Below are 24,350 nucleotides of genomic sequence, written 5' to 3'. Positions count from 1 at the left end.
CGCCGCCTGACGGGCTGGCTCTCGGCAGCGGGCCTGACCGTCGACCACGTCGGCGCCGACGTCCTGCTGCACGAACCCGGCAGCGTCCGCTGGCCTCTGGTCCGCGGCCTCACCACGTCAGCCGTCGCCCGCGGGCTGCTCACCGAGGAGCAGCGCGACGACCTGTACGCCGAACTCACCACCGCCGCCGAGCAGCGCGCCTTCCACCTCTCGGTGACAATGTTCGCCGCCATCGCCCACCGGCCGGTCTGATCGTCAGCTGAGGTCGCCCGCACAGGAAGTCGGCCCGGCCGACTTCCTATCGTGACGCACCATCGCCGGCCGGCTCTTCCGACTGGTGCTCACCGTGCGGCCGGGGCTTGGGTGCAGGCTGATCCTGACTGCCCGTCCGTTCCCCGACAGAGCGCCGACGCCCAACGCCCTGCTCGATCCGCACCGCCCCCCGGGATTCCCCCGGTCTGTCAGAGCCCGTCGCCATACTGGCCGCGAAAACAGCTAGTGCACGAAGAGGCGGGGCCCTACAGTGGCGCACCGTCACCTTTGGTCCGGACCTGGAGCCCTTCACCCATGCCATCGCCCGCCGTGTACCGGTCGCCGAGAGCGACCGCCACCGCCGCCACCGTCCTGCTCGTCGTGTGCGGCGCGGTCGTCCTGTTCCGCCTCGTCACCGACTTCCTCCTGTACGGGGCGGCCGGTGACCTCCCGGTCGACGTCGAGTTCGGCGATGAGAGCGCGTTCAGCTCCGCGTACGGGCTCTACCTGGCTGCGAACCTGATGTACCTCCTGACCCTGGCGGGCTCTGCGGCCGCCTTCCTCACCTGGTTCTACCGGGCACGGGTCAACGCCGAGGTGCTGTACCCGCACGGGCACCAGCGTGCGCGCGGCTGGGCGATCGGCGGCTGGTTCACCCCGGTGGTCCAGTTCTGGTTCCCCCGGCAGATCGTCGGCGACATCTGGCAGGCCGGCGTCCGGCCGGACGCGTCCGGGGTGCGGCCGCCGCTTTCGGAGACGCTGCTCAACTTCTGGTGGATCAGCTTCTGGCTGGCCAAGCTCACGAACCGGATCGGTACCCAGTCGACCGATGGGGCGCACTACCCGGACGAATACCAGCAGGGCCTCCTCTGGGTCATCGCCTCCGATGTGCTCGAAGTGGTCGCCGCCGTCCTCGCCGTCCTGGTGGTGCGCAAGGTGACGGCCATGCAGGAGGAACGTTTCGCCGAGCGCGCGGCCACGGCGTACGGGGTGCACGCCTCGGCCGTCGGGAGCTGAACCCCGCAGCGTCCCGCTCCCCGAAATGCGCAGGAATTCGGCCCGGCCGACTTCCTGCGCGCTTCTTCCGACGTCGTCAGGCCGGCGAGCCCGCCCAGGCCGCGAGCTGCGCGAAGTCGTCCGCCGTCAGGCCGACCCTCGGGTCCACGCGGTGGAGCAGCGCCGGGCCGTCGTGGTGGACCCGGACCCAGGCGCGGTCCGCGTCCGTGATGTTGTCGTCGACCCAGGCGAAGGGGCGGCCCCGTGCCCAGTCGACGATCTCCGGAGTCTTCCAGAACACCCCGCCCTCCGGCTCCGGCCGGGGGTCGGACCAGGCGATGTACGGCAGTTCGGGCAAGCCCAGGACGGGCCCGATGAAGGAGTTGGCCTCCTCCTCCCAGGTCGTCGCCCACACCAGGTCGAAGGGCAGCGCGGCCAGCGCCGGCCCGTGCTCCGGGTTGAGCCACACCCGCAGCGGCTTCGGCGCCTTGTGGGGCGTGCCCCACCACGCGAGCCGCCGCCGCTCGGCAGCCTCCCAGCGCGGGGTCATCAGCCGGTGGGTCCGGTAGCCCTCCGGCCGCCGGTGCGGCTTCGCGGCATCGGGGTTCAACGGCCCGTCCACGTCCAGCAGCAGCATCGGCCGCACCATCCCGCACCTCCTCGATCGTCATCGCACGCTACCGGGCGGGTCGGCGGCGGCCCAACGCGTTTTCCTCCGGGGGCGGCGGGCGGGTGGTGGCAACGGGCCATGGCGCCGGAGGTGTTGGCGGGTCTACGTTGGCGCGGTGAGTACTTCGATCGACGCCGTCCGAAGACGGCGCGTGTTCTTCGCGGTCGGCTGGGTCGTGCTTCTGCTGGCGGTCGTCGTGCCGCCGCTGGTGGTCGGGCCGGCCTTCGCCCGCTCGGAGGCGCTGATCGCGCCCGGACTGGTGGCCGTGATCGGCCCCGCGCTCCTGATGGACGCGGGCACCGCCCGGCGGAAGGGTTGGCGGGTGGCCGGCGGTATCGTCCGGGCTCGCACCTGGTCGGGCGCGCGGGAAGTCGACCTGACGGAACTCAGGACGGTGCGTGCCTGGGAGGTGATGTCGAGGGCCGGCTCGGCGACCCTGGTCTCCCTGTCCGACCGCTCCGGAGGGTGGGTGATCCTCACCGTCGCCGACGAGCACACCCACCTCATCGCCGACGCGGTGCGCCGCCACGGCGCGGGCTACATCTCACCGTGGGCCAAGGCACTCCTGGGCCTCAAGCCGACCCGGTGGTACGTCTCCGGAGCCTGGATGCTCGGCCTCCTCCTCATCGCCATGGCGCCCCTCCCCATCGCGATGCTGCTGGCCGCAGCGATCGCCCAGCGCTGACCGGCCCGGGCGGGCCGGAGGTCTCAGGGCTTCTGCCAGGTCAGCGAGTGGCGGCGCAGCACGTGCCGTCGGTCACATGCCGCCGCAGCCGTCGGTCCGGACGGTGCAGGCCGGTGATCGCGCCGGCCGGGCTCCAGCCGGGCGGGTCGAGCGGGGTCACCTCCTCTTCCGGTAGGGAGGGTTCGCGCCTCCTCGGGCGGTTCACCCGTCGGCGAGGGCGGCTGTGACGGCGGCCTCTGCGTGCAGACGGGCGGTGGGGAAGAGGGGGACGGGGCTGTCTTCGGGGTGGACGAGGAGTTCGATCTCGGTGCAGCCGAGGATGATGCCCTCGGCGCCGGCCGCGGCCAGGTCGGCGATGATCCGGCGGTAGGCGGCGCGGGATTCCTCGCGGACGATGCCGAGGCACAGCTCCTCGTAGATCACCCGGTGGACCAGGGCGCGGGAGTCGGCCCCGGGGGTGAGGACGTCCAGGCCGCCGACGGCCAACCGGCCGCGGTAGAAGTCCTGTTCCATGGTGAACGCCGTCCCCAGCAGCCCGACCCTCCGCAGGCCGGCCGTCCGGACGGCGGCGGCGGTGGCGTCGGCGAGGTGGAGCAGGGGGACGGACACCGCGGCCGCGACCTGGTCGGCGACCTTGTGCATGGTGTTGGTGCAGATCAGCAGGAGTTCGGCGCCCGCTGCCTCGAGGGCGCGGGCGGCGTCGGCGAGGACTGCGCCGGCCTCGTCCCACCGCCCGGCCGCCTGGAGGCGTTCGATGTCGGCGAAGTCGACGGAGTAGAGGACGAGTCGGGCGGAGTGGAGGCCGCCGAGGCGGTCGCGGGTGAGTTCGTTGAGGGTGCGGTAGTACTCGGCGGTGGATTCCCAGCTCATGCCGCCGATGAGGCCGAGGGTCTTCATGGGTTAGTTATAAGCCAGAAGTGGCAAGTGTGGCAATTGTATAAGGATTACTTTAGGCGGCTCTCCCGAGGCACCCGGTGCTGCCACTCCCGGGTGAACACCACCGACCCCGCCTCCAGCGCCCGCAGCTGCACCACACTCAGGAAGTGCCCGGCGTCGCAGCGCAGTTGGGCGCGGGTCTGCACGGTGACGTCCCAGCCGATGTCCGGCCGCTCCAGCCGTACGGTGCGGTCGGTGCGGGCCTGGGCGCTGAGCGGCGCGCCGCTGAGGATGCGGTAGGCGGTGACGGTGTGCTCGTCGCGGACCAGGCCATCGGGGTGGGTGCGGGTGCCGTCGGTGGCGGGGGAGAGTTCGGTGCGCCATTCGTGGCGGCCGATGTCGTGCACGGTGACGTGTTCGGGCCGGGCGGTGAGCGGTTCGGTGAGGTGGATGTCGAGCGGGTCGGGCAGCGAGGGTGCCTCGAAGGTGACGGGTGCGGCGCCCGTGTCCGCGGCGAGGTGGCGGACGGGCAGGCCGAGGGTGGAGCGGGACGGGTCGAGGGCGTACCCGGTGTCGTCGGCGCTCGGCCACACCCAGGGCCAGTAGACGGAGGAGAGCGCGAGCCGCAGCCGGTGCCCGGCCGGGACGGTGGCCGCGCAGGCGGCGAGCTCGACCTCGGCGTCCGGCCCGGTGGCGGTCAGCACGCCGCGGGTGAGCAGCACGGAGGTGCCGTCGGGGCCGACCGCGCACAGCCGGGCCACCACCTGGGCGGGTCCGCCGTCGGAGCGCAGCCGCAGCCGGGCGGTCGGCGCGCCGAGCAGTTCGACGGGGTCGGGCAGCGGCTGGGAGTCGAAGCAGACCGAGCGGCCGTCCTCCTCGCGCTGGTCCGGCGGCTGGTCGGCGGGCCGGCCGTGCGGGACGTACGCGCCGGCGTTGAGGCCGGTGTGCTGGGGGGAGCGGACGTGGACGTACCGGTCCTCGGAGGCGGTGCCGGCGGTGCGCAGCTGGCCGTCGAGGTCGTAGTGGATCTCCCGGACGTCGGGGGAGGGCCAGACGTCCTCGGCGGTCCAGCGGGTGCTGATCCAGCTGCGCAGGGCGGGTTCCCTGACGGCGCCGGTGTCGACGCCGCGCAGCCAGTGGTCCCACCAGCGCAGGGTCTCGGGCAGGGCGGCCTCGGGCAGGCCGTGCGGCCAGGGGCCGAGCAGGGCGCGCGCGGTGGGGGATTCGGCGAGCAGGCGCAGCACGAAGGAGCAGGACGGGTCGCCCCAGCCGGCCACGGCGAGGACCGGCACGGAGACCGGCACGGTGGTGTCCCCGGCGGCGAGCCAGGCGTCGACGGGGGGTTCCAGCGATTCGAGCCGGGCGAGCCAGCCGGGCCGCCAGGCGTCGCCGAGGTGGCGCGGGTCCGGGGGGAGGGCGGCGTCGGCGACCAGGGCGGTGAGCCGGGTGTGGAGGTCGGCGGCGAGGACGGCGCCGCCGAGCCGGTGGCCGCCTTCGGGGCAGGCGGTGACGGCCGCGCCGACGGTGTCGGGCACCCGGGCGGCGAGGCGCAGCGCGGTGGTGCCGGCCGCGCCGACGCCGAGCAGGCCGACCCGGCCGCTGGACCAGGGGCGGCGGGCGAGCCAGTCGACGGCGGCGGCGCCGTCGGCGAGCTCCTGTTCGTCGCCGGGTTCGCCGGGCAGGCCGCCGGAGTTGCCGTGGCCGCGGGTGTCGACCCGGACGGCGGCGTAGCCGTGGCCCGCGTACCAGGGGTGGCGGCGGGCGTCCTCGGCGGCGGTGCGGTCGCTGAGGCGGTCGGCCGAGTACTCCAGCAGGACGGGGACGGGCTCGTCGCTGACCGGGCGCCAGAGCCGGGCGGCGAGTTCCGTGCCGTCGGGCAGCGGGATGCGGAGGTCCTCGCGGGTGGTGTGGAAGGGGTACGACGGCATGGCCGCTCCCATCGGGTACCGGGCCGGTGAGCGCCGAGCGGCCCGCGGCGCGTTCGGGGATCGCGCCGCGGGCGTCGGCATTCCGACCCTAGGGGAGGAACCGGCCGATTTCCTGATGAAAGCCCGCGATGGTGACGGGCCGGGCCCGCTGTGGTGACGGGCCGGGGGAGTGCGCCCTGGTGCCGCACGCCCCCACCTGCGCCGCCGTGGATCGGTTCGCTGTCGTCCGGCATTTGCACATGACTTGCAACTGCTCGCCCGAGGGGGGAAAGATGGCCCAGCTTCCGCCGGTACGACCGGAGCCCGTACGACCCGAGAGGACCCCAGGATGTCCAGCGATGCCGCCGGTGCCCCGGCAGGTGCCCCGCCTGTCAGATGGCGCGACCGGCTCACCCGCGAGGAGTGGATCCGGCTGGCCGGGATGGGCGGCTTCATCCTCGCGCTGCACGTCATCGGCTGGTTCACCCTGCTCGCGCTGGTCGCGCCCGAGCACTACGACGTCGGCGGCCAGGTCTTCGGCGCGGGCATGGGCCTGACCGCCTACACCCTCGGGATGCGGCACGCCTTCGACGCGGACCACATCGCGGCGATCGACAACACCACCCGCAAGCTGATGGGCCAGGGCAAGCGGCCGCTGTCGGTCGGCTTCTGGTTCTCGCTGGGGCACTCCTCGATCGTCTTCGGCCTCTGCGCGCTGCTGGCCTTCGGCATCCGCACGCTCGCCGACCAGGTCCAGACGGACGACTCGACCCTGCACAGGACGACCGGCCTGATCGGCACCACGGTCTCCGGCACGTTCCTGCTGCTGCTCGGCCTGATCAACCTGGGCGCCTTCAACGGCATCCTCAAGGTGTTCCGCCGGATGCGCGTCGGCGAGTACGACGAGGCCGAGCTGGAGCGCCAGTTGGAGCGGCGCGGGCTGATGAACCGGATCCTCGGCAAGGTCACCCGGGCGGTCACCAAGCCCTGGCACATGTACCCGGTGGGCCTGCTGTTCGGGCTGGGCTTCGACACCGCCACCGAGGTGTCGCTGCTGGTGCTGGCCGGCGGCGCGGCGGCCTTCTCGCTGCCCTGGTACGCGCTGCTGACGCTGCCGATCCTGTTCGCCGCCGGGATGAGCCTGCTGGACACCATCGACGGCTCGTTCATGAACTTCGCCTACGAGTGGGCGTTCTCCAAGCCGGTCCGCAAGATCTACTACAACCTGACCGTCACCGGCCTGTCGGTGCTGGTCGCGCTGGTCATCGGCCTGGTCGAGCTGATCGGCCTGCTCGGCGAGAAGCTGGACATCACCAGCGGGCCGATCGCCTGGATCGGCGGGCTGGACCTCAACTTCGTCGGCTACGCGATCGTCGGCCTGTTCGTGCTGACCTGGGCCGGGGCGATCGCGTTCTGGAAGTTCGGCAAGGTCGAGGAGAAGTGGTCGGCGGGGCTGGCGGCGGCCTCCGCCACCGCCACCGCCGAGTCGGAGTAAGGCGTCCGAGGACGAACCGAGGGGCTGGTGACCGCTGGCAACCGCCGGTCCGGTCACCGGCCCCTCGGGGCTTTCCCGGGCGGGAACTCCCGGCGCGGGGCGGCTACTTCAGCGCGGCGAGCACCGCGTCCGCCATCACCTGCTCGCCGGTCGCGTTCGGGTGGAACGGCACGGCGGGCGAGCCGGGCAGGGCGCCCTCGATCCAGCGGTCGTCCGAGCAGACGTCGTGCCCGCGGGTCGGCGTCGCGGTGTCCACGTAGGTCGCGCCGTTGGCGGCCGCGGTGGACTTGAGGGCGGCGTTCAGCTTGTTGAGCACGCCGTACATGTACTCGACGTCGCCCGGGGTCACCGGCTGGCGCAGCACGCAGGTCGAGCCGTCGGCGGGCAGCACGGACGGGTAACCGACCAGCAGCACCCGGGCCTTGGGGGCCTTGGCGTGGATCTGCCGCAGGGTGGTGGCGATCTGCGGGGCGATGGTGGTGGTGATCCGCTGGGCGAGGTCGTCGTTGCCGTACTGCCAGGACCAGGTGTTCCAGTCCCAGTAGCCGTGGTGGTAGACGTCCTTGCAGGGCGTGCCGAGCGGGTTGACGACCGCGCCGGCGACGCAGGTGGCGACGAGTTCGCCGAGGCCGAGGTCGCTGGTCGCGAGGTCGTTGCCGCCGATCCCGAGGGTGACCAGGTCGGTGTCGGCGGTCACCGAGTCCAGTTGGGGGTCGTTGACCCGGATGAAGGCGTCGTACTGGGGCTGCGTCATGGCCTTGACCTTGGCGGCCGCGCAGGTGACGTCGGTGTACGCGCCCGCCTTGAGCGAGGCGGCGACCAGGTGGCCGTAGTTGTGGTCGGAGCGCAGGCACAGGCCGGCCGACTGGCCGGGCACGCCGGCGCCGGCGGCGTAGGAGTCGCCGAGGGCCACGTAGTGCTTCGGGGTGGGGGTGGCCGCCTGGGCGGTGGTGGAGGCGAGCGCGAGGGCGGCGCCGACGGCGACGGTCGCGAGGGCGCTGGAATTGCGGAGTCGCCGGGAATTCCGGGCAGGGCGGAGCACGGTTCCTCCTGGGGGGAGAGAAACGACGGGTGGGGGTCGTGCCGAGCCGGGCCACAGCTACTCGCAGGTAAGTTACTTCCAGGTTTCGTGGGCGTCCATAGGTTACGGCGGAATTTCCGAAATTCCGTCAGATGGCACTGGGTGACATTTCGAATTCCGCTCCACCGCGTTTCGAAATGAACTCCGATACGTGCGGGGGAGGAATTCGGTTCATTCCGAGGCGTGGTCGGCCGCGACCCCGTCCGCCGTGGACCGCCCCCGGGCGCCCTGCTGGGGGTCCGGGGCTGACAGGTACAGTTCCGGTGCAGGGCGTGCCGCCGAACAGGGCCGCCGACCAGGAGGGGGACCAGCGCGGATGAGCCGCCGAGACCGTGACCGCGACCGCGACGGCAAGCGGGGCTCCGGGTCCCCGGTGACCGTGACCGTCTGCCGGGGCTGCTGCTGCGGCACCGAGGCGAAGCACCCGGGGGTGGACCACGCGGGGCAGTACGAGCGGCTGCGCGCGGCGGTCGGCCCGGCGGGCCGGGTCCGGGCGGTCAAGTGCCTGGACGTGTGCAGCCAGTCGAACGTGGTGGTGGTCGGCCCGTCCGGCGAGGGGCGGGCGGCGGGCGGGCGTCCGGTCTGGCTCGGCTTCGTGCTGATGGACGAGATGATCGACGACATAGCCGCCTGGGTGCGGGCGGGCGGCCCCGGCCTCGCCGATCCGCCCGGGCTGCTCGACCTCCAGCTGATCTCGGTCTCCCGTCGGGTCCGCGAGGGCCTGCCGGAGTGACCGCGGGCACCGCGGAATGCTGACGGGAACGCTGACGGGAATGCTGACGGATCGTCAGATCGGCGGCCCGGCGCGGCTCCGGAGCCGGGCCACTACCATGGCCGGTGGCATCGAGCGGTTCCGCGCAAGGGAGGAAGACGATGACGACGGTCTGCCGCATCTGCGCGGGCACCGGCCGGACCGCCGGCCTCAACTGCCGTACCTGCCAGGGCACCGGCACCACCGAGGTGGGCGGCGGGGGCGGCAACTGCTTCCTCTGCGACGGCACCGGGGTGTACGTGCGCTACCGGGTGGACGCGACGGGCGCCAAGCAGGCGTACCGGGACGAGATCTGCCGCACCTGCGACGGCACCGGCAACCGGTCCGCCAACCTCTGGGACGAACCGTCCTCCTGACACCGCTCCGGCGTGGGTGCGGACATGGACACGGACGTGATCTTCACCTGGACATGGTCGAACATCGCCGTTCCTGTTCGGTGACGCGCTGACACTCGTTCACCGGGAGTCCGCATGCGGTCCATGATCCACTGGGAGAGTCCGCGCATGGATATCCCCAACATGGGCGTGCCGGCCAAGCTTGCCGACCGCATGAGCATGGCCGAGCAGCACGAGTACCTGCGGGCCCGCTTCTCCCGCCGCCGGATGCTGCGCGCCGGCGCGGTGACCGTGGGCGCCGTCGCCGTCGGTGGTGCACTGGGCAGTGCCCCGGCCTTCGCCGCCCCGGCCGGCCCGCAGCTGCTGACGGGTGCCACGACGGCCGGTATCGACGGCGCGCTGGTCGCGCCGATCGGGCGTCACCTCCAGTTCGGCGCCGAGCCGGACACCCAGTTCCGCATCTCCTGGCAGGTCCCGGCGCCGGTCAAGAAGCCGTTCCTGCGCTTCGGCAAGCACCCGTGGGAGCTGAGCCACAAGATCCAGGCCGAGGTCCGCGCCCTGCACACCCCGGCGCTGACCCCGAACAGCCAGCCGGTGGACCAGTACTACCTGCACGTGGCGCTGGAGGACCTCCAGCCCGACACCACCTACTACTACGGCGTCGGCCACGAGGGCTTCGACCCGGCCTCGCAGCAGCAGATCTCCACCCTGCATACCTTCCGCACCGCGCCCTCCCGCGATCACCGCTGGGGCAAGGTGTACGAGCCGTTCACCTTCACCGCCTTCGGCGACCAGGGCGTCAGCGCCCACGCGGCCGGCAACGACAACATCATCAAGGCCCAGAAGCCGGCCTTCCACCTGCACGCCGGCGACATCTGCTACGCCGACCCGGCCGGCTCCGGCACCGACCCGGACAAGTCCGTCTTCAACGCGAAGACCTGGGACGACTTCCTGGTCCAGACCGAGACGGTCGCCGCCGACATCCCGTGGATGGTCGCGTACGGCAACCACGACATCGAGGCCTGGTACTCGCCGAACGGCTACGGCGGCGAGAACGCCCGCTTCTTCCTGCCGGACAACGGCCCGGACCCGCGCAAGGTCCCCGGCGTCTACACCTTCCGCTACAAGAACGTCGGCGTCATCTCGCTGGACGCCAACGACGTCTCCTACGAGATCCCGGCCAACCTGGGCGTCTCGGCGAACAAGCAGACCAAGTGGCTGGAGCGCACCCTCAAGGACCTGCGCGGCGACGAGACCGTCGACTTCGTCGTGGTCTTCTTCCACCACTGCGCCTTCTCCACCACCGTCGCCCACGCCTCCGAGGGCGGCGTCCGCGAGGCCTGGGTGCCGCTGTTCGAGAAGTACCGGGTGGACCTGGTCATCAACGGCCACAACCACATCTACGAGCGCACCGACGCCATCCTCGGCAACAAGGTCTCGAAGCAGGTGCCGAGCGGCGCCACCATCGAGCCGGCCAAGGACGGCGTGGTCTACGTGACGGCGGGCGCGGCCGGCCGCAGCCTGTACAAGTTCGACGTGCCGGACACCTACGAGGGGCACGAGAACCACCAGGACGAGGTCCTGACCTACTACTGGAGCAAGGGCCGGGTGAAGACCCCCGAGACCATCCAGTGGTCGCGGGTCCGCTACACCGGCTACTCCTTCATCAAGGTCGACGTCACCCCGGCCCACCTGGGCCAGAAGTCGGTCATGAAGGTCACCGCGCTGGCCGAGAACGGCACGCAGATCGACAACTACACGATCCTGCGCAAGGTCGGCGAGGGCTGGGACTCCAGCGGCGACGACGACGGCCAGGGCGGCGGCTGGGGCTGGTAGTCCCCGAACCGCCTCGTCGGGCCCCGGTGTTGAGGAGCGAAGGCCTCGGCGCCGGGGTCCGTGGCCTCAGCGCCGGGGCCCGTACATGATCACGCCGACCCCGGCCAGGCAGATCAGCGCGCCCAGGACGTCGTAGCGGGTCGGCCGGAAGCCGTCCACGGCCACGCCCCACAGCAGCGAGCCGGCCACGAACACCCCGCCGTACGCGGCCAGCACCCGGCCGAAGTCGGCGTTCGGCTGCAGCGCCGCGACGAAGCCGTACGCGCCGAGCAGCAGCACGCCCAGCCCGGCCAGCCACCACGGCCGTTGCTCCCGTACGCTCTGCCAGACCAGCCAGCAGCCGCCGATCTCGGCGAGCGCGGCGAGGGCGAACAGGGCGATGGAGCGCAGGACGGTCATGGATGTGGATCGTAGGCGCTCAGACCTGCTTGTACGTGGCCAGGAAGCGCCCGATCCGGTTGATCGCCGTCTCCAGGTCGTCGGCGCGCGGCAGGGTGACGAAGCGGAAGTGGTCCGGGCGGGGCCAGTTGAAGCCGGTGCCCTGGACGACGTGGATCTTCTCGCGCAGCAGCAGGTCCAGCACGAACCGCTCGTCGTCGACGATCCGGTGCACGGCCGGGTCGAGCCGGGCGAAGGCGTACAGCGCGCCCTTGGGCTTGACGCAGCTGACCCCGGGGATCTCGTTGAGCGCCTTGACCGCGATGTCTCGCTGCTCGGTGAGCCGGCCGCCGGGCAGGACGAGGTCGTTGATGGACTGGTGGCCGCCGAGCGCGGCCTGGACGGCGTACTGCGCGGGCACGTTGGGGCACAGCCGCATGCCGGAGAGCATGGTCAGGCCCTCCAGGTAGTCGGTGGCGTGCTGCTTGGGGCCGGAGACGACCAGCCAGCCGCTGCGGAAGCCGGCCACCCGGTAGGCCTTGGAGAGGCCGTTGAAGGTGAGGGTGAGCACGTCGTCGGCGAGCGCGGCCAGGCAGTGGTGCTCGGTGCCGTCGTAGAGGATCTTGTCGTAGATCTCGTCGGCCAGGACCATCAGCTGGTGCCGGCGGGCCAGGTCGAGGATGTCCTCCAGCAGTTCCTTCGGGTAGACCGCGCCGGTGGGGTTGTTGGGGTTGATGACGACGATCGCCTTGGTGCGGGCGGTGATCTTGGCGGCGATGTCGTCCAGGTCCGGGTACCACTCGGCCCCTTCGTCGCACAGGTAGTGCACGGCCTTGCCGCCGGCCAGCCGGACGGACGCCGTCCACAGCGGGTAGTCCGGCATCGGGACGAGCACCTCGTCGCCGTCGTCGACCAGTGCGGTGATCGCCATCTGGATCAGCTCGGAGGCGCCGTTGCCGAGGTAGACGTCGTCGACGCCGACGCCCTGGACCCCGCGCTGCTGGTAGTACTGCACCACGGCGCGGCGGGCCGGCAGGATGCCGCGCGAGTCGCTGTAGCCGTGCGCCGAGGGCAGGTTGCGGATGATGTCCTGGATGATCTCCTCGGGCGCCTCGAAGCCGAACGGCGCCGGGTTGCCGGTGTTCAGCCGCAGCACGCTGTGCCCGGCCTCCTCCAGGGCGTTGGCCTGGTCGACCACCGGGCCCCGGATCTCGTAGCACACGCCGTTCAGCTTGCTCGACTGCCGAAACTCCATCTGTGGCCTCCCGACCGTCACCACCGCTCCGCTGCTTCCGCTTTGTTCTACCAAGTTGGCACTTGGAAAGTCCAACCTTTTGGCTATGCTGATCCACATGTCACGCCGAAGCTACGACCAGTACTGCGCCGTCGCCCGCGCCCTGGACGCGGTGGGGGAGCGCTGGAGCCTCCTGATCGTCCGTGAACTCCTGCGCGGCCCGCGCCGGTACACCGACCTCCACGCCGACCTGCCCGGCGTCTCCACCGACATCCTGGCCGCCCGGCTCAAGCAGCTGGAGGGCGAAGGGCTCGCGGAACGGCGACGACTGGAACGGCCGGCCAGCGCGACGGTCTACGAGCTGACCGAGCGGGGCCGCGGACTGCGGCCGGTGATCGAGGCCCTGGGGGAGTGGGGGCTGGGCGCCCTGGGCGAACAGCGGCCCACCGACGCGGTGCGCGAGCACTGGTTCACCCCGGCGACGGCTCCGGGCGAGACCGCCGCGGGCTGAACGCCTCGCGGGCCCGGTGCGGCGGGGTGAAGGGGCGGCAGGGTGAAGGGGCGGCGGCAAGGCCCCCGTCGCCGGCCGCCGCCCCGTGTCCCCAGGATGGCGCGGGGCGATAGACGAAGAGTGGACGCCGAATGAGCGGCCGGGCCCCCGCGAACTGGTTGGTAAGCGCACACGTACGATCGTCGGATCGCGGAGCCATTTCAGCGGAGTCATCTCAGGAGAGCCAGGAGAGCGGAGGCAGCCCGTGCCCACCACCAGCCGCAGCTACACCAGCTACGTCGCCGTCGGGGACTCCTTCACCGAGGGCATGTGCGACGAACTCCATCCCGACGGCCACTACCGGGGCTGGGCCGACCGGGTCGCCGCCGCCCTGGCCGCCGAAGCCGCCGGGACCGCCGAGACCGCCGGGACGGCTCCGGCCGCCGACTTCCGGTATGCCAACCTCGCCGTCCGCGGCAAGCTCATCGGCCAGATCCACGACGAGCAGCTCCCCGCCGCCGCCGCGATGGGCGCCGACCTCGTCACCCTGGCCGGCGGCCTCAACGACGTGCTGCGCCCCGGCTGCGACATCGACCGGGTCGAGCGCCTGCTCGGCCGCTGCGCCGCCGACCTGCGCGCCACCGGCGCGACCGTCGTCCTGTTCACCAGCACCGACCCCACCCGGCGGATGGCCGGCAGCGCCCGACTGCTGCCCGCCATCCTGCGGATGAAGGGCTTCGTCCAGGAGCTCGGGCAGCAGGACGGCTTCGCCGTCGTCGACCTCTTCTCCGCGCCCTGCTTCGACGACCGCCGGCTCTGGGCCGAGGACCGGCTGCACCTCTCGCCCGAGGGCCACCGGCGGGTCGCCGAAGGCGTACTGGAGGCGCTCGGCCGCCCCGCCGCCTTCGACTGGCGCGCCCCGCTGCCCGCCGCCGCCCCGCCCGGCCGCGCCGAGAAGCTGCGCTCCGACGCCCGCTGGCTGGGCACCCACCTCGGGCCCTGGATCGGCCGTCGCCTCACCGGCCGCTCCTCCGGCGACGGCCGGCCGCCGAAGCGGCCGGAACTGCTGCCGTACCGCTGAGTCCGAGGAGCCCGACCGGCTTCAGCCGACCCGGTCCGGCCCGGGCTGCTCCGGCTCCAGGACCAGGCTCGCCATCGGGGCGTGGGTGGTCCAGCCGAGGGCCCGGTAGAGGGCCTGGCCGTCCGCCGTGCCGACCAGCACACCGGTGCGGGCGCCGCTCTCGTACGCGCCGGACTGCAGGGCCCGCATCACCACCGAGCCCAGGCCCCGGCGGCGGTGCTCGGGGGCGGTCGCGATCTGGTCCGGCACGGCCACCGCGCCGGCCAGGCCCGCCTGGCCACGGGCGGCGAGGTGCCCGTCCGCGGTGCGCACCAGGGCGCGCAGCACGCCGCCCCTGGTCCAGGTGGTCAGGGTGTAGTCGGCCGGGAGGGCGGGCCGCTCGGGGGCGAGCGGCACGGTCATCAGGTAGCCCGGCCGGTGCAGCCGCCACCGCGGGCCCAGCCAGGGACGCACGGTGGCGTCCTCGGCGAACAGCTTCAGCCAGGTGGTCGGCGCGGTGATCCCCTCGGCGAGCTTGCGGACCTCGGCCTCGGTCGGCTCGGGCAGCACGTGCCGTCCCACCTCGCCGGTCGGTGAGCCGACGTCGATGCTCCAGCCCCAGGGCTGCTCCACCGGGTCGGCGGCGCCCCGGGAGACGGTCCAGCCGCTGATCCACATCCGGACCAGGTCGGTGACGTTCGGCTGTGACATGCGCGGATCCCCCGTGAGTAATAGTCCCTAGGCCAATTCATACCTTACGGGCATGGGGGTGGGTCTGCCTAGTAGGATTTCGGGGGTTCGACGCGCCTGACCGGCGCCCAGCTGTTGGAAGGACCCCGGACGTGAGCGAGACCGAGCCGCCGCAGGACCCCACGGCGGCCGCGCCGACCCCGCTCCGCTCCGACTGCGGCAGCTGCTTCGGGCTCTGCTGCGCCGCCCTGCCCTTCGCGGCCGGCGCCGACTTCGCCGTCGACAAGCCCGCCGGCACCCCGTGCCGCAACCTGCAGACGGACTTCACCTGCGGCATCCACGCCCGGCTCCGCGACAGCGGCTTCCAGGGCTGCACCGTCTACGACTGCTTCGGCGCCGGCCAGCGGGTCTCCCAGGTCACCTTCGGCGGGGTCGGCTGGCGGGAGGAGCCCGCGAGCGCCAAGCCGATGTTCGACGTCTTCCCGATCGTCCGGCAGCTCCACGAACTGCTCTGGTACCTCACCGAGGCGCTCACCTTCGCTCCCGCCCGCCCCGTCCACGCCGAACTGCGGCAGGCCCTGGAGGAGACCGACCGCCTTGCCGGCGGCACCCCCGAGGAGATCCTCGCCGTCGACGTCGCGGCCCACCGCCGGCGGGTCAGCGAGCTCCTGCTGCGGGCCGGTGAACTCGTCCGGGCCGCCGTCCCGCGCCGCCGCGAACACCGCGGCGCCGACCTCTTCGGCGCCCGGCTGCGCGGTGCGGACCTCCAGGGCGCCAACCTGCGCGGCGCCCTCCTGGTCGCTGCCGACCTCTCCGGCGCCGACCTGCGCCTCGCCGACCTCATCGGCGCGGACCTGCGGGACGCCAACCTGGCCGGCGCCGACCTCAGCACCGCCCTGTTCCTCACCCAGGCCCAGCTCAATGCCGCCCGTGGTGACGCCACCACCCGCCTCCCGGCCGCCCTCGGCCGCCCCGCCCACTGGCCCGAGACCGCCCCGGCCGCGGCTGCGGCGGCCGCGCGCAAGCCGCGTGGCGGGGGCGGGGGCGGGGGCGGTTCGGGCCAGCCGCGCGGCGGTGGCGGTTCGGGTCGGCCCCGGCGGCGGTAGTCCCGCGGCCCCGCCGCCCCGGCGGCCATGACGACGGAGCCCGCCCGGCAGGGAACAGCCGGGCGGGCTCCGTCGGGCGCTGATCAGCCGATCAACAGCTGTGCGCGCCCTTGGGGCGGGTCGACTCGATGTACGGCTTGCCCTTCAGGTTCTTCACGACGTCCGCCGGGCAGGTCTTGATCCAGGCGGCGCCCCCGTCGTGGTTCTTGACCTGGGCGTCGCTGCAGTACACGTCCCGGTCGGCGGTCTTGAAGCACTGGAAGCCGGGGTAACCCCCGGCCGCCGAGGCGGTGTTGACGCCGGCGAACAGGCCGGCCGCGGTCAGCAGGGCGACGGGCAGAATGCTGCGCATCCGCATGGGATTCTCCTGTTGGTTCGTATGGACAGTGGCCCGATCCTGGCACCGCGGAATAGCCGGAGCAATGACGCATGGCATGATTGCGTCAATCTCAAACGGAGTGAACTTCCCAGCCATTCCAGTCCGTTGACGAACCGTCAGAGGATATCTGAGCTGACTACGGCTCAGTCCGTGAGCAGCCGCTCGCGCAGGGCGTCGATCCGGGCGCGCTCGATGCCGAGGGTGCCGGTGAGGTAGGCCTCGACGGAGCCGTAGCGGGCGGCGAGGTCGGCGAGGGTGAGGCGGATGACGGCCTCCGGGGCGCGGCCGTAACCGGGCCAGCGGAGCGTCTCGCCGGGGTGGGCGGCGTGCCAGTCGGCGACCAGGTGCGGGGTGGCGCGCTCGGTGAGGGCGAAGTCGGCGGCGATGTCGTCCTCGGAGACGCCGAGCAGGGTGAGCACCAGGGCGGCGATCAGGCCGGTGCGGTCCTTGCCGGACATGCAGTGGAAGACCACCGGGGCCTCGGCATCGGTGATCGCGTCCAGGGTCTGGCGGATCTCCTTCACCCCGTCCTCGGCGACCTCGGCGAAGCGGTCGGCCAGGTAGCGCCAGGGGTCGAGGTCCGGGTCGATCGCGGCCTGGTCGTACGGGCGGTGCTCGATCGAGTGGTTGCGGAAGTCGAGGCCGGGGAAGTCGGGCACCCGGCCCTTGGCGGCGATCTCCCAGTCGTAGCGCAGGTCGATCACGGTCCGGACGCCGAGGGCCTCGAGCCGCTCCAGATCGGCCGGGGAGGAGAGCTTGCCGAGCGAGTCGGAGCGGTAGAGCAGGCCCCAGCGGACGGTCCGTCCGTCGGCGGCCGGATAGCCGCCCAGGTCACGGAAGTTGTGCAGGGCGTCGAACGCGATGTGGCGGGTCGTCATGGGCGGCAATCCAAGCACGGCGTCAGGCGCCGGCGTACCCCCGGGTGAGCAGGTCGAAGGCGCGGTCGGCGTCGGCGACGGCCTCGGGGTGGAGCTCGTCGGCGGTGCGGGCGCCCTCCTGGAGGCGGCGCCAGTTGTGCAGGGCGAGGACCCGCAGGGTGGCGGTGACCTGGGCGGCGAGCAGCGGGGCGGTGAGCTCGTGCGGCGGGGCGAGGTCGGGATCCTCGCGCAGCGCCTCGGCGAGGGACTGCTCGGCCCGGGCCACGTACGCGCCGACCCGGGCGGCCAGGCTGGGGGTGCCCTGCACGAGGGCGGTGAAGGCCAGCACCTGGGGGTGCTCGTTGAGGCCGGTGACCGGGTCGCGCCGGTCGAGGCCGGCCAGGAAGTCCCGGCGCAGGGCGTCGAGCGCGCTCTCGTCCGCGGCCCGGCCCCGGACCACGTCCGCCGCCTGGTCCTGGTGGTCGGCGAAGCGGTGGACGACCAGGTCCTCCTTGCTCGCGAAGTAGCTGAACAGGGTGGGCTTGGAGACCTCGGCGGCGGCGGCGACCTCCGCCACCGAGACCTGGTCGAAGCCGCGCTCCAGGAAGAGCGCGATGGCCGCCTCGGAGATGGCCCGCCGCGTCCGTTCCTTCTTGCGCTCCCGCAGTCCGCTCATGCGCCCACCTCGCTGTGCTCGGCGGCCGCTGAGCGGAACGCGCGCCTTCCACTGATTCGCTCGCTTCGCTCGCTCATGGCGGCCAGGCTAGCAGTCCGGGTTGACCGGGGCAGTTTTCTGACCCGGTACGAATATCAGCTGCTGAGCGAGTCCAGGATCCGGCGGACCGACTCCACCACCGGCGCGCCCGCCCGCACCAGCGAGGCCACCCCCGAGATGTTGCGCAGCGCCCGCCGCAGGGCGGACGGCGAGGCCTCGGAGCCGTCGCCGATGGCCTCCAGTGACTCGTCCAGGACCTCGCGGTCCTCGGCGGGCACCTGGTCGCGCAACCGCTGGACGGCGGTGACGAGTTCGCGCAGCGCGGCCTGCGGGTCGACCGGGCCCTGGTTCTTGACGATGCCGATGTTGTGGTCACCGTGCTGGGTGACCGAGTCGCCGAAGTGGAAGGAGTTGCTCACAGTCCGACCCGCTTTCCGGTGTTGTTGTCGCCGTACTGGGTGATCTTGTCGCCGATGTGGAGGTTCTCGACCTGGAAGGCGAACTCCGCCTGGGGGTTGTCGATCGCCTCCATGATCATCTGGATCAGGTTGCCGATCTGCTGGGAGTTGTGGCTCGTCACGGCGGTGGTCGCGGCGTTCGAGGTCTCGATGACCAGCTTGTACACCGGCTTCTGCCGCAGCTTGACGACGAGCCGGTAGCTGAAGAACGCCAGGCCGGCCAGCAGCAGCACGCTCGGAAGGGCGGCCTGCGTCGCGTCGGCCCCTTGGCGGGTGAACGAACTGAGGAGGACGACCGCGCTCAGCAGTCCGATCGCCTGCCGGACGAACCTGATGATCGTCCGCGAACGCTTGGGCGGCCACCACACCAACTGCCGTGCCCGGGCGATGTGCTGGAGCGGGTACGCGTCCCCGCCGATCCACAGCACCCGCCGGCTCACGCTGACGTCGATCACGTTCCGTGCCAAGTCCGCTCCCCCTGCTGCTCGTGCGGGGAGAACCATAGCAACGGCGGCGGACCGCCGAGGCCCTGGTGGTTGGTCAGGTGTCCGTCACCCGGCCGGACGGCGGGCGGTCACCTCGATCTCGATCCGCATCCGCGGGTCGGCCAGGCCGCACACCTGCATCGTCGCGGCCGGTCGGACCTCGCCGAAGCAGCGGCGCAGCACCGGCCAGCAGGGCTCGAAGTCCGCGCGCTCGGGCAGCAGGTAGCGCACCCGCACCACATCGGCGAAGCCGGAGCCCGCCTCGGCCAGCGCGGCCGCGATGTTGCGCAGGCACTGCTCGGCCTGCTCCACCACGTCCGGGGAGATGGTCATGGTGGTGTAGTCGAACCCGGTCGTCCCGGACACGTGCACCCAGTCGCCGTCCACCACGGCGCGGGCGTAGCCGATCTGTTCCTCGAAGGTGGAACCGCTGAGGATCGCGCGTCGCTCTGTCACCGGCCGAACGCTAGGTGGCCTGCGGGGATACGTCCAATACCCGTACCGCGCCGATCTGATATCCCTGGAGGTATGGAGCCCCGCCCCGAACTCCCCCTCCCGCAGCTGCACGCCTTCGCCGTGCTCGCCGAGGAACTGCACTTCGGCCGGGCCGCCGCCCGCCTCGGCATCGCCCAGCCGCCGCTGAGCCAGCAGATCCGCCGGCTGGAGGAGAAGGTCGGCCACCCGCTGTTCCGGCGCGAGCCCGGCGGCGTCACCCTCACCCCGGCCGGGCGGGAGCTGCTGCCCGCCGCGCGCCGGGTCCTGGCCGACCTGGCGGACGGGCTGGCGGCCGCCCGCGCCGTCGGCGGCGGCGAGGCGGGCCGGCTGCGGATCGGCTTCTCCGCTTCGCTCGCCCTGACCGTTCTGCCGGGCCTGCTGCGCACCTTCCGGGAGCGCCACCCGGGCGTGCGGCTGGACGTCCGGGAGATGACCAGCGCACCCCAGCTCGCCGCCCTGCACGACCGCGGCATCGACGTCGGCCTGCTGCGCGAGCCGCCCGCGGACGAACCGGGGCTGCGGTTCCGCACGGTGTGCAGCGAGTCCTTCGTCGCGGTGCTCCCGGCCGGCCATCCGCTCGCCGCCGAACGGGCCGTCCGGCCGGCGCAGTTGGCGCAGGAGCCTTTTGTGCTGCTGCCCCGGGAGGAGGGGCCGCAGCTGTACGACCGGATCACCGGCCTGTGCGCCGACGCGGGCTTCACCCCGAGGATCGGGCAGCACGCGGTGGAGTGGCAGACGGGTGCGCCCTGGTCGGGGCGGGCCTGGGCGTCTCACTGGCCCCGGCGGGCATCCGGCGGATCCGGCTGCACGGTGTCGCCTTCCGCCGGCTCGACCCCGGCACCGCCCGCACCCTGGTCGCCGCCGCCTGGCGCGCCGACGACCGGAGCCCGCTGGTGCACCACCTGCTGGCGATCGTCGGGCAGGACCGCTGAGCTCAGACGCCGCGGTCGGCGAGCACCTCGCGCAGGACGTGGCGGGCGTTGGCGGTGCGGGCCGGGTCGGTGTGGCGGTAGTACGGGATCGTCACCAGGGCGATGGAGAAGGCCAAGGCGCGACCGCGGGCCCACATGGCGTCGTCGGCGCCCAGGGCGGTGCGGAAGGCGGGGCGGGCGGAGGCGGGCAGCAGGTTCCAGGCGGGCATCAGGTCGGCGGTGGGGTCGCCGACGCCCATCAGGGCGAAGTCGATGACGGCGGTGAGCCGGCCGGCTCTGTCGAGCAGCAGATTGCCGGGGGTGAGGTCGCCGTGCATCCAGAGCGGCGGCCCGGCGTACTCGGGCAGGCGCAGCGCCTTGTCCCACAGGGCGGTCGCGGCCGCGGTGTCGACCGCGCCGGTCAGTTGGGCGATGGCCGCGCGGGTGGAGCCGTCCCGGGAGGCGAGCGGCACGCTGCGGTGGCCGGCCGGGGCACCGGCCGGGTTGAGGGCGCGCAGGGCGTTGACGAAGCCGGCCAGGTCGCGGGCGAGGGCTTCGGGCGCCGCGAGCACGCCGACCGGCGGGTGGACGCCGTCCTGCCAGCGCAGCACCGACCACTGCCAGGGGTAGCCCGCGGCGGGTCGGCCGACGGCCAGCGGGGCGGGGACGGGCAGCGGCAACCGCGGCGCCAGCCGGGGCAGCCACTGGTGCTCGCGCCGGACGTCCCCGGCCGCCCACTCCACCCGGGGCAGCCGGACGGCGAGTTCGGGCCCGAGCCGGAACATGGCGTTGTCCGTCCCGGCGGACCCGACAGGCGTGACCGGAAGGCCCACCCACTGCGGGAACTGGGCGGAGATCAACCGCCGTACCAGGGCCGCGTCGACGACCGGTTCAGCGGGGTGCATCCGGGCGGCAGCGCACATGCCCGGCAGCGTACAGCGCAGATCGCCGCCCTTCAGCAGGATCGGCGAACTGCCCGTGCCGGCGGGACGAGCGGGACGAGCGGCGCGAGCGGGACGAGCGGCGCGAGCGGGACGAGGACGGCCTCACACCGGGGTGACCCGCACCCCGATGGTGCCGCCCCGGCCGTACCGCAGCACGTTCCCGGCCAGCGCCACCGCGCACAGCAGTCCGTACTTGCGGCGCAGCAGCTTCCGGTAGCGGGCGGTCCGCTCCGGGTCGAGCACGGCGGTGGCCGCCACCTGCGGCCCCAGCGGGTTGCCGCGGATGTCGCTCGGCCCGACCAGCACGTCCGAGCGGTGCCGCAGCCGCTTGACCTTGCCGGTGCGCGTCACGGTGGTGAAGACCAGGGCGTCGCCGTCCCGGGCGGCCCAGACCGGGGTGGCCACCGGGGTGCCGTTCCTCCGGTGGGTGGTGACCAGCAGGTACTTGGCGGCGGCCAGCCGCTCCAGCCCGGCCGCGGAGTCCAGGGTGTCCATGCCCGCCACCCTAGGAACCCGCAACTGGGTCCCGCTGGAGTCCGCTTGGGGCCGGGGCGGGGCGCACGCCACGCCCGCCGCCCCGGGTGCGGCCGTGCGCCGCCACCGGCACCTGCCAGAATGCAGGGCGTACGGCGAAAGCACTGAAGGAGAAGGTGACCGGCTTCGTGACCACGCCAGTCGAACAGGCGGCCCGGCAGGCCCAGCAGGCGATCGAGCGCAAGATCGCCGAGGAACTGGGCGTTCGCGAGGGGCAGGTGACGTCCGCGGTCGAGTTGCTCGACGGCGGCGCGACCGTGCCGTTCGTGGCCCGCTACCGCAAGGAGGTCACCGGCTCGCTGGACGACGCCCAACTGCGCACCCTGGAGGAGCGGCTGCGCTACCTGCGGGAACTGGAGGAGCGCCGGGCGGCCGTCCTGGAGTCGATCGACTCCCAGGGCAAGCTGGACGACGCCTTGCGCGCCCAGGTGCTGGCCGCCGACTCCAAGGCGCGGCTGGAGGACATCTACCTGCCGTTCAAGCCCAAGCGGCGCACCAAGGCGCAGATCGCCCGGGAGGCCGGGCTGGAGCCGCTGGCCGACACCCTGCTCGCCGACCCGGAGCAGGACCCGGCCGCGCTCGCCGCGCAGTACCTGAACGAGTCGGTGGCGGACGGCGCCGCCGCGCTGGAGGGGGCCAGGGCGATCCTGGTCGAGCGCTTCGGCGAGGACGCCGACCTGGTCGGCTCGCTGCGCGAGCGGATGTGGACCCGCGGCCGGGTGGTCGCGAAGGTCCGGGACGGCAAGGAGGGCGACGGCGCCAAGTTCGCCGACTACTTCGACTTCTCCGAGCCGTACACCAAGCTCCCCTCGCACCGCATCCTGGCGATGCTGCGCGGCGAGAAGGAGGAGGTGCTGGACCTCGAACTCTCCCCCTACGACGGCGAGTCCGACGGCGACCTGCCCGGCGAGAGCGACTACGAGCAGCGCATCGCCGCCCGCTTCGGCATCGCCGACCGCGGCCGCCCGGCCGACAAGTGGCTCGGCGACACGGTCCGTTGGGCCTGGCGCACCCGGATCCTGGTGCGGCTCGGCATCGACCTGCGGTCCCGGCTGCGGGCCGAGGCCGAGGACGAGGCGGTGCGGGTCTTCGCCGCGAACCTGCGCGACCTGCTGCTGGCCGCCCCGGCCGGCACCCGCGCCACCATGGGCCTGGACCCGGGCTTCCGCACCGGGGTGAAGGTCGCCGTGGTGGACGCCACCGGCAAGGTGGTCGCGTACGAGACCATCTACCCGCACCAGCCCGCCAACAAGTGGGACGCGGCGCTGAACACCCTGGCCGCGCTGGCGAAGAAGCACGACGTCGACTTGGTGGCGATCGGCAACGGCACCGCCTCCCGGGAGACCGACAAGCTCGCCGAGGACCTGCTCAAGCGCCACCCGGAGCTGGGGCTCACCAAGGCGATGGTCAGCGAGGCCGGCGCCTCCGTGTACTCGGCCTCCGCCTTCGCCTCGCAGGAACTGCCGGAGCTCGACGTGTCGATCCGCGGCGCGGTGTCGATCGCCCGCCGCCTCCAGGACCCGCTGGCCGAGCTGGTCAAGATCGACCCCAAGTCGATCGGCGTCGGCCAGTACCAGCACGACCTGAGCGAGGTGAAGCTCTCGCGCTCGCTGGACGCCGTGGTCGAGGACTGCGTCAACGCCGTCGGCGTGGACGTCAACACCGCCTCGGCACCGCTGCTCACCCGGGTCTCCGGCATCACCGCCACGCTGGCCGACAACATCGTGGCGCACCGCGACGCCAACGGCCCGTTCCGCACCCGCCGGCAGCTCAAGGACGTCTCCCGGCTCGGCCCCAAGGCCTTCGAGCAGTGCGCGGGCTTCCTGCGCATCCCCGGTGGAGAGGACCCGCTGGACGCCTCCAGTGTGCACCCCGAGGCCTACCCGGTGGTGCGCCGGATCCTCGCCTCGACCGGCGGGGAGCTGCGCGAGCTGATCGGCAACGGGGAGCGGCTGCGGGCGCTGCGCCCGGCCGACTTCGCCGACGAGACCTTCGGCGTCCCGACCGTCACCGACATCCTCGGCGAGCTGGACAAGCCGGGCCGTGACCCGCGCCCGGCCTTCCGCACCGCGGTGTTCAAGGAGGGCGTCGACAAGATCGGCGACCTGGAGGTCGGCATGGTGCTGGAGGGCGTGGTCACCAATGTGGCCGCCTTCGGCGCCTTCGTCGACGTGGGCGTCCACCAGGACGGCCTGGTGCACGTCTCGGCGCTGTCCAGGAACTTCGTCAAGGACCCGCGCGAGGTGGTCAAGCCGGGCGACATCGTGAAGGTCCGGGTGCTCACGGTGGACGTGCCGCGCAAGCGGATCGGGCTGACCCTGCGGCTGGACGACGAGGTCGGCCGGGACCGGGGCGGCGACCGCGGCGACCGCGGTGGCGACCGGGGCGAGCGGCAGGCCCGTCCGCCGCGCCAGGAGCGTCGGGGTGCGGGCCAGGGCGGCGGCAGCGGCCAGGGCGGTCAGGGCGGTCAGGGCGGCGGCCGGGGCGGGCAGGACCGCCGGGACCGCGGCGGCGACCGGGGCGGCTCCGGCGGCGGCGTGCCCGCCAACAGCGCCATGGCGGACGCGCTGCGCCGGGCCGGCCTGACCGGCGGTGGCGGCGACGGCGGCTCGAAGGACCGGCGCTCCGGCCGCCGCTGAGCGCTGGGCGCCGATCCGGTTCCACGCGTTGATGGTGGCGATCAGCGCGATCAGCTGGGCCAGTTCGGCC

24 protein-coding genes and 3 pseudogenes are annotated in these 24,350 nt (G+C 72.9%); 12 read left to right on the top strand and 15 right to left on the bottom strand.

From position 1 onward, the window contains the following. A pseudogene (locus ABTY61_RS40250) lies at positions 1 to 252 on the top strand (SAM-dependent methyltransferase); the annotation flags it as partial. Positions 253 to 567: 315 nt separating this feature from the next. Continuing rightward, positions 568 to 1,269, top strand: coding sequence for a DUF4328 domain-containing protein (locus ABTY61_RS40245; protein ID WP_350510199.1), 702 nt, complete (start codon positions 568 to 570; stop codon positions 1,267 to 1,269). A 76-nt stretch (positions 1,270 to 1,345) separates the two neighbouring features. Here the strand turns inward: ABTY61_RS40245 and ABTY61_RS40240 are convergent, their stop codons facing one another. Continuing rightward, on the bottom strand, positions 1,346 to 1,897 hold the full coding sequence (locus tag ABTY61_RS40240; protein WP_350510198.1) for an HAD domain-containing protein: 552 nt from the start codon (positions 1,895 to 1,897) through the stop codon (positions 1,346 to 1,348). 136 nt (positions 1,898 to 2,033) lie between these two features. On the opposite strand from ABTY61_RS40240, the gene ABTY61_RS40235 reads away from it, so the two are divergent. Beyond that, positions 2,034 to 2,603, top strand: coding sequence for a hypothetical protein (locus tag ABTY61_RS40235; RefSeq protein ID WP_350510197.1), 570 nt, complete (start codon positions 2,034 to 2,036; stop codon positions 2,601 to 2,603). Between the two features lie 201 nt (positions 2,604 to 2,804). Here the strand turns inward: ABTY61_RS40235 and ABTY61_RS40230 are convergent, their stop codons facing one another. Both ABTY61_RS40230 and ABTY61_RS40225 read right to left on the bottom strand, forming a co-directional pair. Then, a complete protein-coding gene (locus ABTY61_RS40230) occupies positions 2,805 to 3,500 on the bottom strand; it encodes an aspartate/glutamate racemase family protein (RefSeq protein ID WP_350510196.1) in 696 nt (231 codons plus the stop codon). 47 nt (positions 3,501 to 3,547) lie between these two features. Next, positions 3,548 to 5,407 (bottom strand): CocE/NonD family hydrolase, encoded by a 1,860-nt coding sequence (locus tag ABTY61_RS40225; protein ID WP_350510195.1) that lies wholly within the window; start codon positions 5,405 to 5,407, stop codon positions 3,548 to 3,550. Between the two features lie 328 nt (positions 5,408 to 5,735). Between ABTY61_RS40225 and nicT the strand changes: the two genes are divergently transcribed. Further along, on the top strand, positions 5,736 to 6,881 hold the full coding sequence (gene nicT / locus ABTY61_RS40220; RefSeq protein WP_350510194.1) for a Nickel transporter NicT: 1,146 nt from the start codon (positions 5,736 to 5,738) through the stop codon (positions 6,879 to 6,881). A 103-nt stretch (positions 6,882 to 6,984) separates the two neighbouring features. On the opposite strand, the gene ABTY61_RS40215 is transcribed toward nicT, so the two are convergent. Continuing rightward, positions 6,985 to 7,923 carry an SGNH/GDSL hydrolase family protein gene (locus ABTY61_RS40215; protein ID WP_350510193.1) on the bottom strand — a complete coding sequence of 313 codons (939 nt, stop codon included), beginning with the start codon at positions 7,921 to 7,923 and terminating at the stop codon, positions 6,985 to 6,987. 355 nt (positions 7,924 to 8,278) lie between these two features. Between ABTY61_RS40215 and ABTY61_RS40210 the strand changes: the two genes are divergently transcribed. The 3 genes from ABTY61_RS40210 to ABTY61_RS40200 all read left to right on the top strand — a co-directional run bounded on the left by ABTY61_RS40210 (position 8,279) and on the right by ABTY61_RS40200 (position 10,905). Beyond that, on the top strand, positions 8,279 to 8,695 hold the full coding sequence (locus ABTY61_RS40210; RefSeq protein WP_350510192.1) for a (2Fe-2S) ferredoxin domain-containing protein: 417 nt from the start codon (positions 8,279 to 8,281) through the stop codon (positions 8,693 to 8,695). Between the two features lie 140 nt (positions 8,696 to 8,835). Further along, entirely contained in the window at positions 8,836 to 9,090 is a 255-nt protein-coding gene (locus tag ABTY61_RS40205) for a hypothetical protein (protein WP_350510191.1), read from the top strand. Between the two features lie 147 nt (positions 9,091 to 9,237). Continuing rightward, positions 9,238 to 10,905, top strand: a complete 1,668-nt coding sequence (locus ABTY61_RS40200; protein ID WP_350510190.1) for a purple acid phosphatase family protein — start codon at positions 9,238 to 9,240, stop codon at positions 10,903 to 10,905. Positions 10,906 to 10,971: 66 nt separating this feature from the next. On the opposite strand, the gene ABTY61_RS40195 is transcribed toward ABTY61_RS40200, so the two are convergent. Both ABTY61_RS40195 and ABTY61_RS40190 read right to left on the bottom strand, forming a co-directional pair. After that, positions 10,972 to 11,304: a YnfA family protein gene (locus tag ABTY61_RS40195; RefSeq protein ID WP_350510189.1), complete on the bottom strand. Its 333-nt coding sequence runs from the start codon at positions 11,302 to 11,304 to the stop codon at positions 10,972 to 10,974. Between the two features lie 19 nt (positions 11,305 to 11,323). Next, positions 11,324 to 12,538: a pyridoxal phosphate-dependent aminotransferase gene (locus tag ABTY61_RS40190; protein ID WP_350510188.1), complete on the bottom strand. Its 1,215-nt coding sequence runs from the start codon at positions 12,536 to 12,538 to the stop codon at positions 11,324 to 11,326. A gap of 97 nt (positions 12,539 to 12,635) precedes the next feature. Here ABTY61_RS40190 and ABTY61_RS40185 point away from each other — a divergent pair. Then, positions 12,636 to 12,989, top strand: a pseudogene (locus ABTY61_RS40185) (winged helix-turn-helix transcriptional regulator); the annotation flags it as partial. A 283-nt stretch (positions 12,990 to 13,272) separates the two neighbouring features. Next, positions 13,273 to 14,088: an SGNH/GDSL hydrolase family protein gene (locus ABTY61_RS40180; RefSeq protein WP_350510187.1), complete on the top strand. Its 816-nt coding sequence runs from the start codon at positions 13,273 to 13,275 to the stop codon at positions 14,086 to 14,088. Positions 14,089 to 14,109: 21 nt separating this feature from the next. On the opposite strand, the gene ABTY61_RS40175 is transcribed toward ABTY61_RS40180, so the two are convergent. Then, positions 14,110 to 14,778, bottom strand: coding sequence for a GNAT family N-acetyltransferase (locus ABTY61_RS40175; protein ID WP_350510186.1), 669 nt, complete (start codon positions 14,776 to 14,778; stop codon positions 14,110 to 14,112). 131 nt (positions 14,779 to 14,909) lie between these two features. Between ABTY61_RS40175 and ABTY61_RS40170 the strand changes: the two genes are divergently transcribed. After that, positions 14,910 to 15,863 (top strand): pentapeptide repeat-containing protein, encoded by a 954-nt coding sequence (locus ABTY61_RS40170; RefSeq protein WP_350510185.1) that lies wholly within the window; start codon positions 14,910 to 14,912, stop codon positions 15,861 to 15,863. A 91-nt stretch (positions 15,864 to 15,954) separates the two neighbouring features. Here ABTY61_RS40170 and ABTY61_RS40165 read toward each other — a convergent pair whose 3' ends face one another. The 6 genes from ABTY61_RS40165 to ABTY61_RS40140 form a co-directional block, all read right to left on the bottom strand. After that, complete coding sequence (locus tag ABTY61_RS40165) at positions 15,955 to 16,215, bottom strand: hypothetical protein (RefSeq protein ID WP_350510184.1); 261 nt, start codon at positions 16,213 to 16,215, stop codon at positions 15,955 to 15,957. A 170-nt stretch (positions 16,216 to 16,385) separates the two neighbouring features. Next, positions 16,386 to 17,120 carry a tyrosine-protein phosphatase gene (locus ABTY61_RS40160; RefSeq protein ID WP_350510183.1) on the bottom strand — a complete coding sequence of 245 codons (735 nt, stop codon included), beginning with the start codon at positions 17,118 to 17,120 and terminating at the stop codon, positions 16,386 to 16,388. Positions 17,121 to 17,142: 22 nt separating this feature from the next. Continuing rightward, the gene (locus ABTY61_RS40155; RefSeq protein WP_350510182.1) at positions 17,143 to 17,775 is read right to left on the bottom strand and encodes a TetR/AcrR family transcriptional regulator; all 633 of its coding nucleotides are present in this window, start codon (positions 17,773 to 17,775) and stop codon (positions 17,143 to 17,145) included. Between the two features lie 134 nt (positions 17,776 to 17,909). Beyond that, entirely contained in the window at positions 17,910 to 18,233 is a 324-nt protein-coding gene (locus ABTY61_RS40150) for a hypothetical protein (RefSeq protein WP_350510181.1), read from the bottom strand. Further along, complete coding sequence (locus ABTY61_RS40145) at positions 18,230 to 18,739, bottom strand: DUF6232 family protein (protein ID WP_350510180.1); 510 nt, start codon at positions 18,737 to 18,739, stop codon at positions 18,230 to 18,232. The genes ABTY61_RS40150 and ABTY61_RS40145 overlap by 4 nt, the downstream gene beginning before the upstream one ends. Before the next feature lie 84 nt (positions 18,740 to 18,823). After that, positions 18,824 to 19,213, bottom strand: a complete 390-nt coding sequence (locus tag ABTY61_RS40140) for a RidA family protein (protein ID WP_350510179.1) — start codon at positions 19,211 to 19,213, stop codon at positions 18,824 to 18,826. A 72-nt stretch (positions 19,214 to 19,285) separates the two neighbouring features. Between ABTY61_RS40140 and ABTY61_RS40135 the strand changes: the two are divergent. Further along, positions 19,286 to 20,184, top strand: a pseudogene (locus ABTY61_RS40135) (LysR family transcriptional regulator). Positions 20,185 to 20,186: 2 nt separating this feature from the next. Here the strand turns inward: ABTY61_RS40135 and ABTY61_RS40130 are convergent. Together ABTY61_RS40130 and ABTY61_RS40125 are read right to left on the bottom strand one after the other, a co-directional pair. Beyond that, positions 20,187 to 21,086, bottom strand: a complete 900-nt coding sequence (locus ABTY61_RS40130) for an aminoglycoside phosphotransferase family protein (RefSeq protein WP_350510178.1) — start codon at positions 21,084 to 21,086, stop codon at positions 20,187 to 20,189. A 123-nt stretch (positions 21,087 to 21,209) separates the two neighbouring features. Further along, on the bottom strand, positions 21,210 to 21,602 hold the full coding sequence (locus ABTY61_RS40125) for a PPOX class F420-dependent oxidoreductase (protein ID WP_350510177.1): 393 nt from the start codon (positions 21,600 to 21,602) through the stop codon (positions 21,210 to 21,212). Positions 21,603 to 21,769: 167 nt separating this feature from the next. Between ABTY61_RS40125 and ABTY61_RS40120 the strand changes: the two genes are divergently transcribed. Continuing rightward, complete coding sequence (locus tag ABTY61_RS40120; RefSeq protein WP_350510176.1) at positions 21,770 to 24,280, top strand: Tex family protein; 2,511 nt, start codon at positions 21,770 to 21,772, stop codon at positions 24,278 to 24,280. The last annotated feature ends 70 nt before the right edge of the window (positions 24,281 to 24,350 follow it).

The sequence above is a fragment of the Kitasatospora sp. NPDC096128 genome, assembly GCF_040303105.1.
Lineage (GTDB): Bacteria > Actinomycetota > Actinomycetes > Streptomycetales > Streptomycetaceae > Kitasatospora.
Note: the sequence above shows the minus strand (reverse complement) of the source record. Positions and strands in the feature narration are given on the sequence as shown.

Coding starts and splice junctions, on each gene's coding strand:
- ABTY61_RS40245 (WP_350510199.1), top strand. CDS start 568: ATGCCATCGCCCGCCGTGTACCGGTCGCCGAGAGCGACCGCCACCGCC.
- ABTY61_RS40240 (WP_350510198.1), bottom strand. CDS start 1,897: ATGGTGCGGCCGATGCTGCTGCTGGACGTGGACGGGCCGTTGAACCCC.
- ABTY61_RS40230 (WP_350510196.1), bottom strand. CDS start 3,500: ATGAAGACCCTCGGCCTCATCGGCGGCATGAGCTGGGAATCCACCGCC.
- ABTY61_RS40225 (WP_350510195.1), bottom strand. CDS start 5,407: ATGCCGTCGTACCCCTTCCACACCACCCGCGAGGACCTCCGCATCCCG.
- nicT (WP_350510194.1), top strand. CDS start 5,736: ATGTCCAGCGATGCCGCCGGTGCCCCGGCAGGTGCCCCGCCTGTCAGA.
- ABTY61_RS40210 (WP_350510192.1), top strand. CDS start 8,279: ATGAGCCGCCGAGACCGTGACCGCGACCGCGACGGCAAGCGGGGCTCC.
- ABTY61_RS40205 (WP_350510191.1), top strand. CDS start 8,836: ATGACGACGGTCTGCCGCATCTGCGCGGGCACCGGCCGGACCGCCGGC.
- ABTY61_RS40200 (WP_350510190.1), top strand. CDS start 9,238: ATGGATATCCCCAACATGGGCGTGCCGGCCAAGCTTGCCGACCGCATG.
- ABTY61_RS40195 (WP_350510189.1), bottom strand. CDS start 11,304: ATGACCGTCCTGCGCTCCATCGCCCTGTTCGCCCTCGCCGCGCTCGCC.
- ABTY61_RS40190 (WP_350510188.1), bottom strand. CDS start 12,538: ATGGAGTTTCGGCAGTCGAGCAAGCTGAACGGCGTGTGCTACGAGATC.
- ABTY61_RS40175 (WP_350510186.1), bottom strand. CDS start 14,778: ATGTCACAGCCGAACGTCACCGACCTGGTCCGGATGTGGATCAGCGGC.
- ABTY61_RS40165 (WP_350510184.1), bottom strand. CDS start 16,215: ATGCGCAGCATTCTGCCCGTCGCCCTGCTGACCGCGGCCGGCCTGTTC.
- ABTY61_RS40160 (WP_350510183.1), bottom strand. CDS start 17,120: ATGACGACCCGCCACATCGCGTTCGACGCCCTGCACAACTTCCGTGAC.
- ABTY61_RS40155 (WP_350510182.1), bottom strand. CDS start 17,775: ATGAGCGGACTGCGGGAGCGCAAGAAGGAACGGACGCGGCGGGCCATC.
- ABTY61_RS40130 (WP_350510178.1), bottom strand. CDS start 21,086: ATGTGCGCTGCCGCCCGGATGCACCCCGCTGAACCGGTCGTCGACGCG.
- ABTY61_RS40125 (WP_350510177.1), bottom strand. CDS start 21,602: ATGGACACCCTGGACTCCGCGGCCGGGCTGGAGCGGCTGGCCGCCGCC.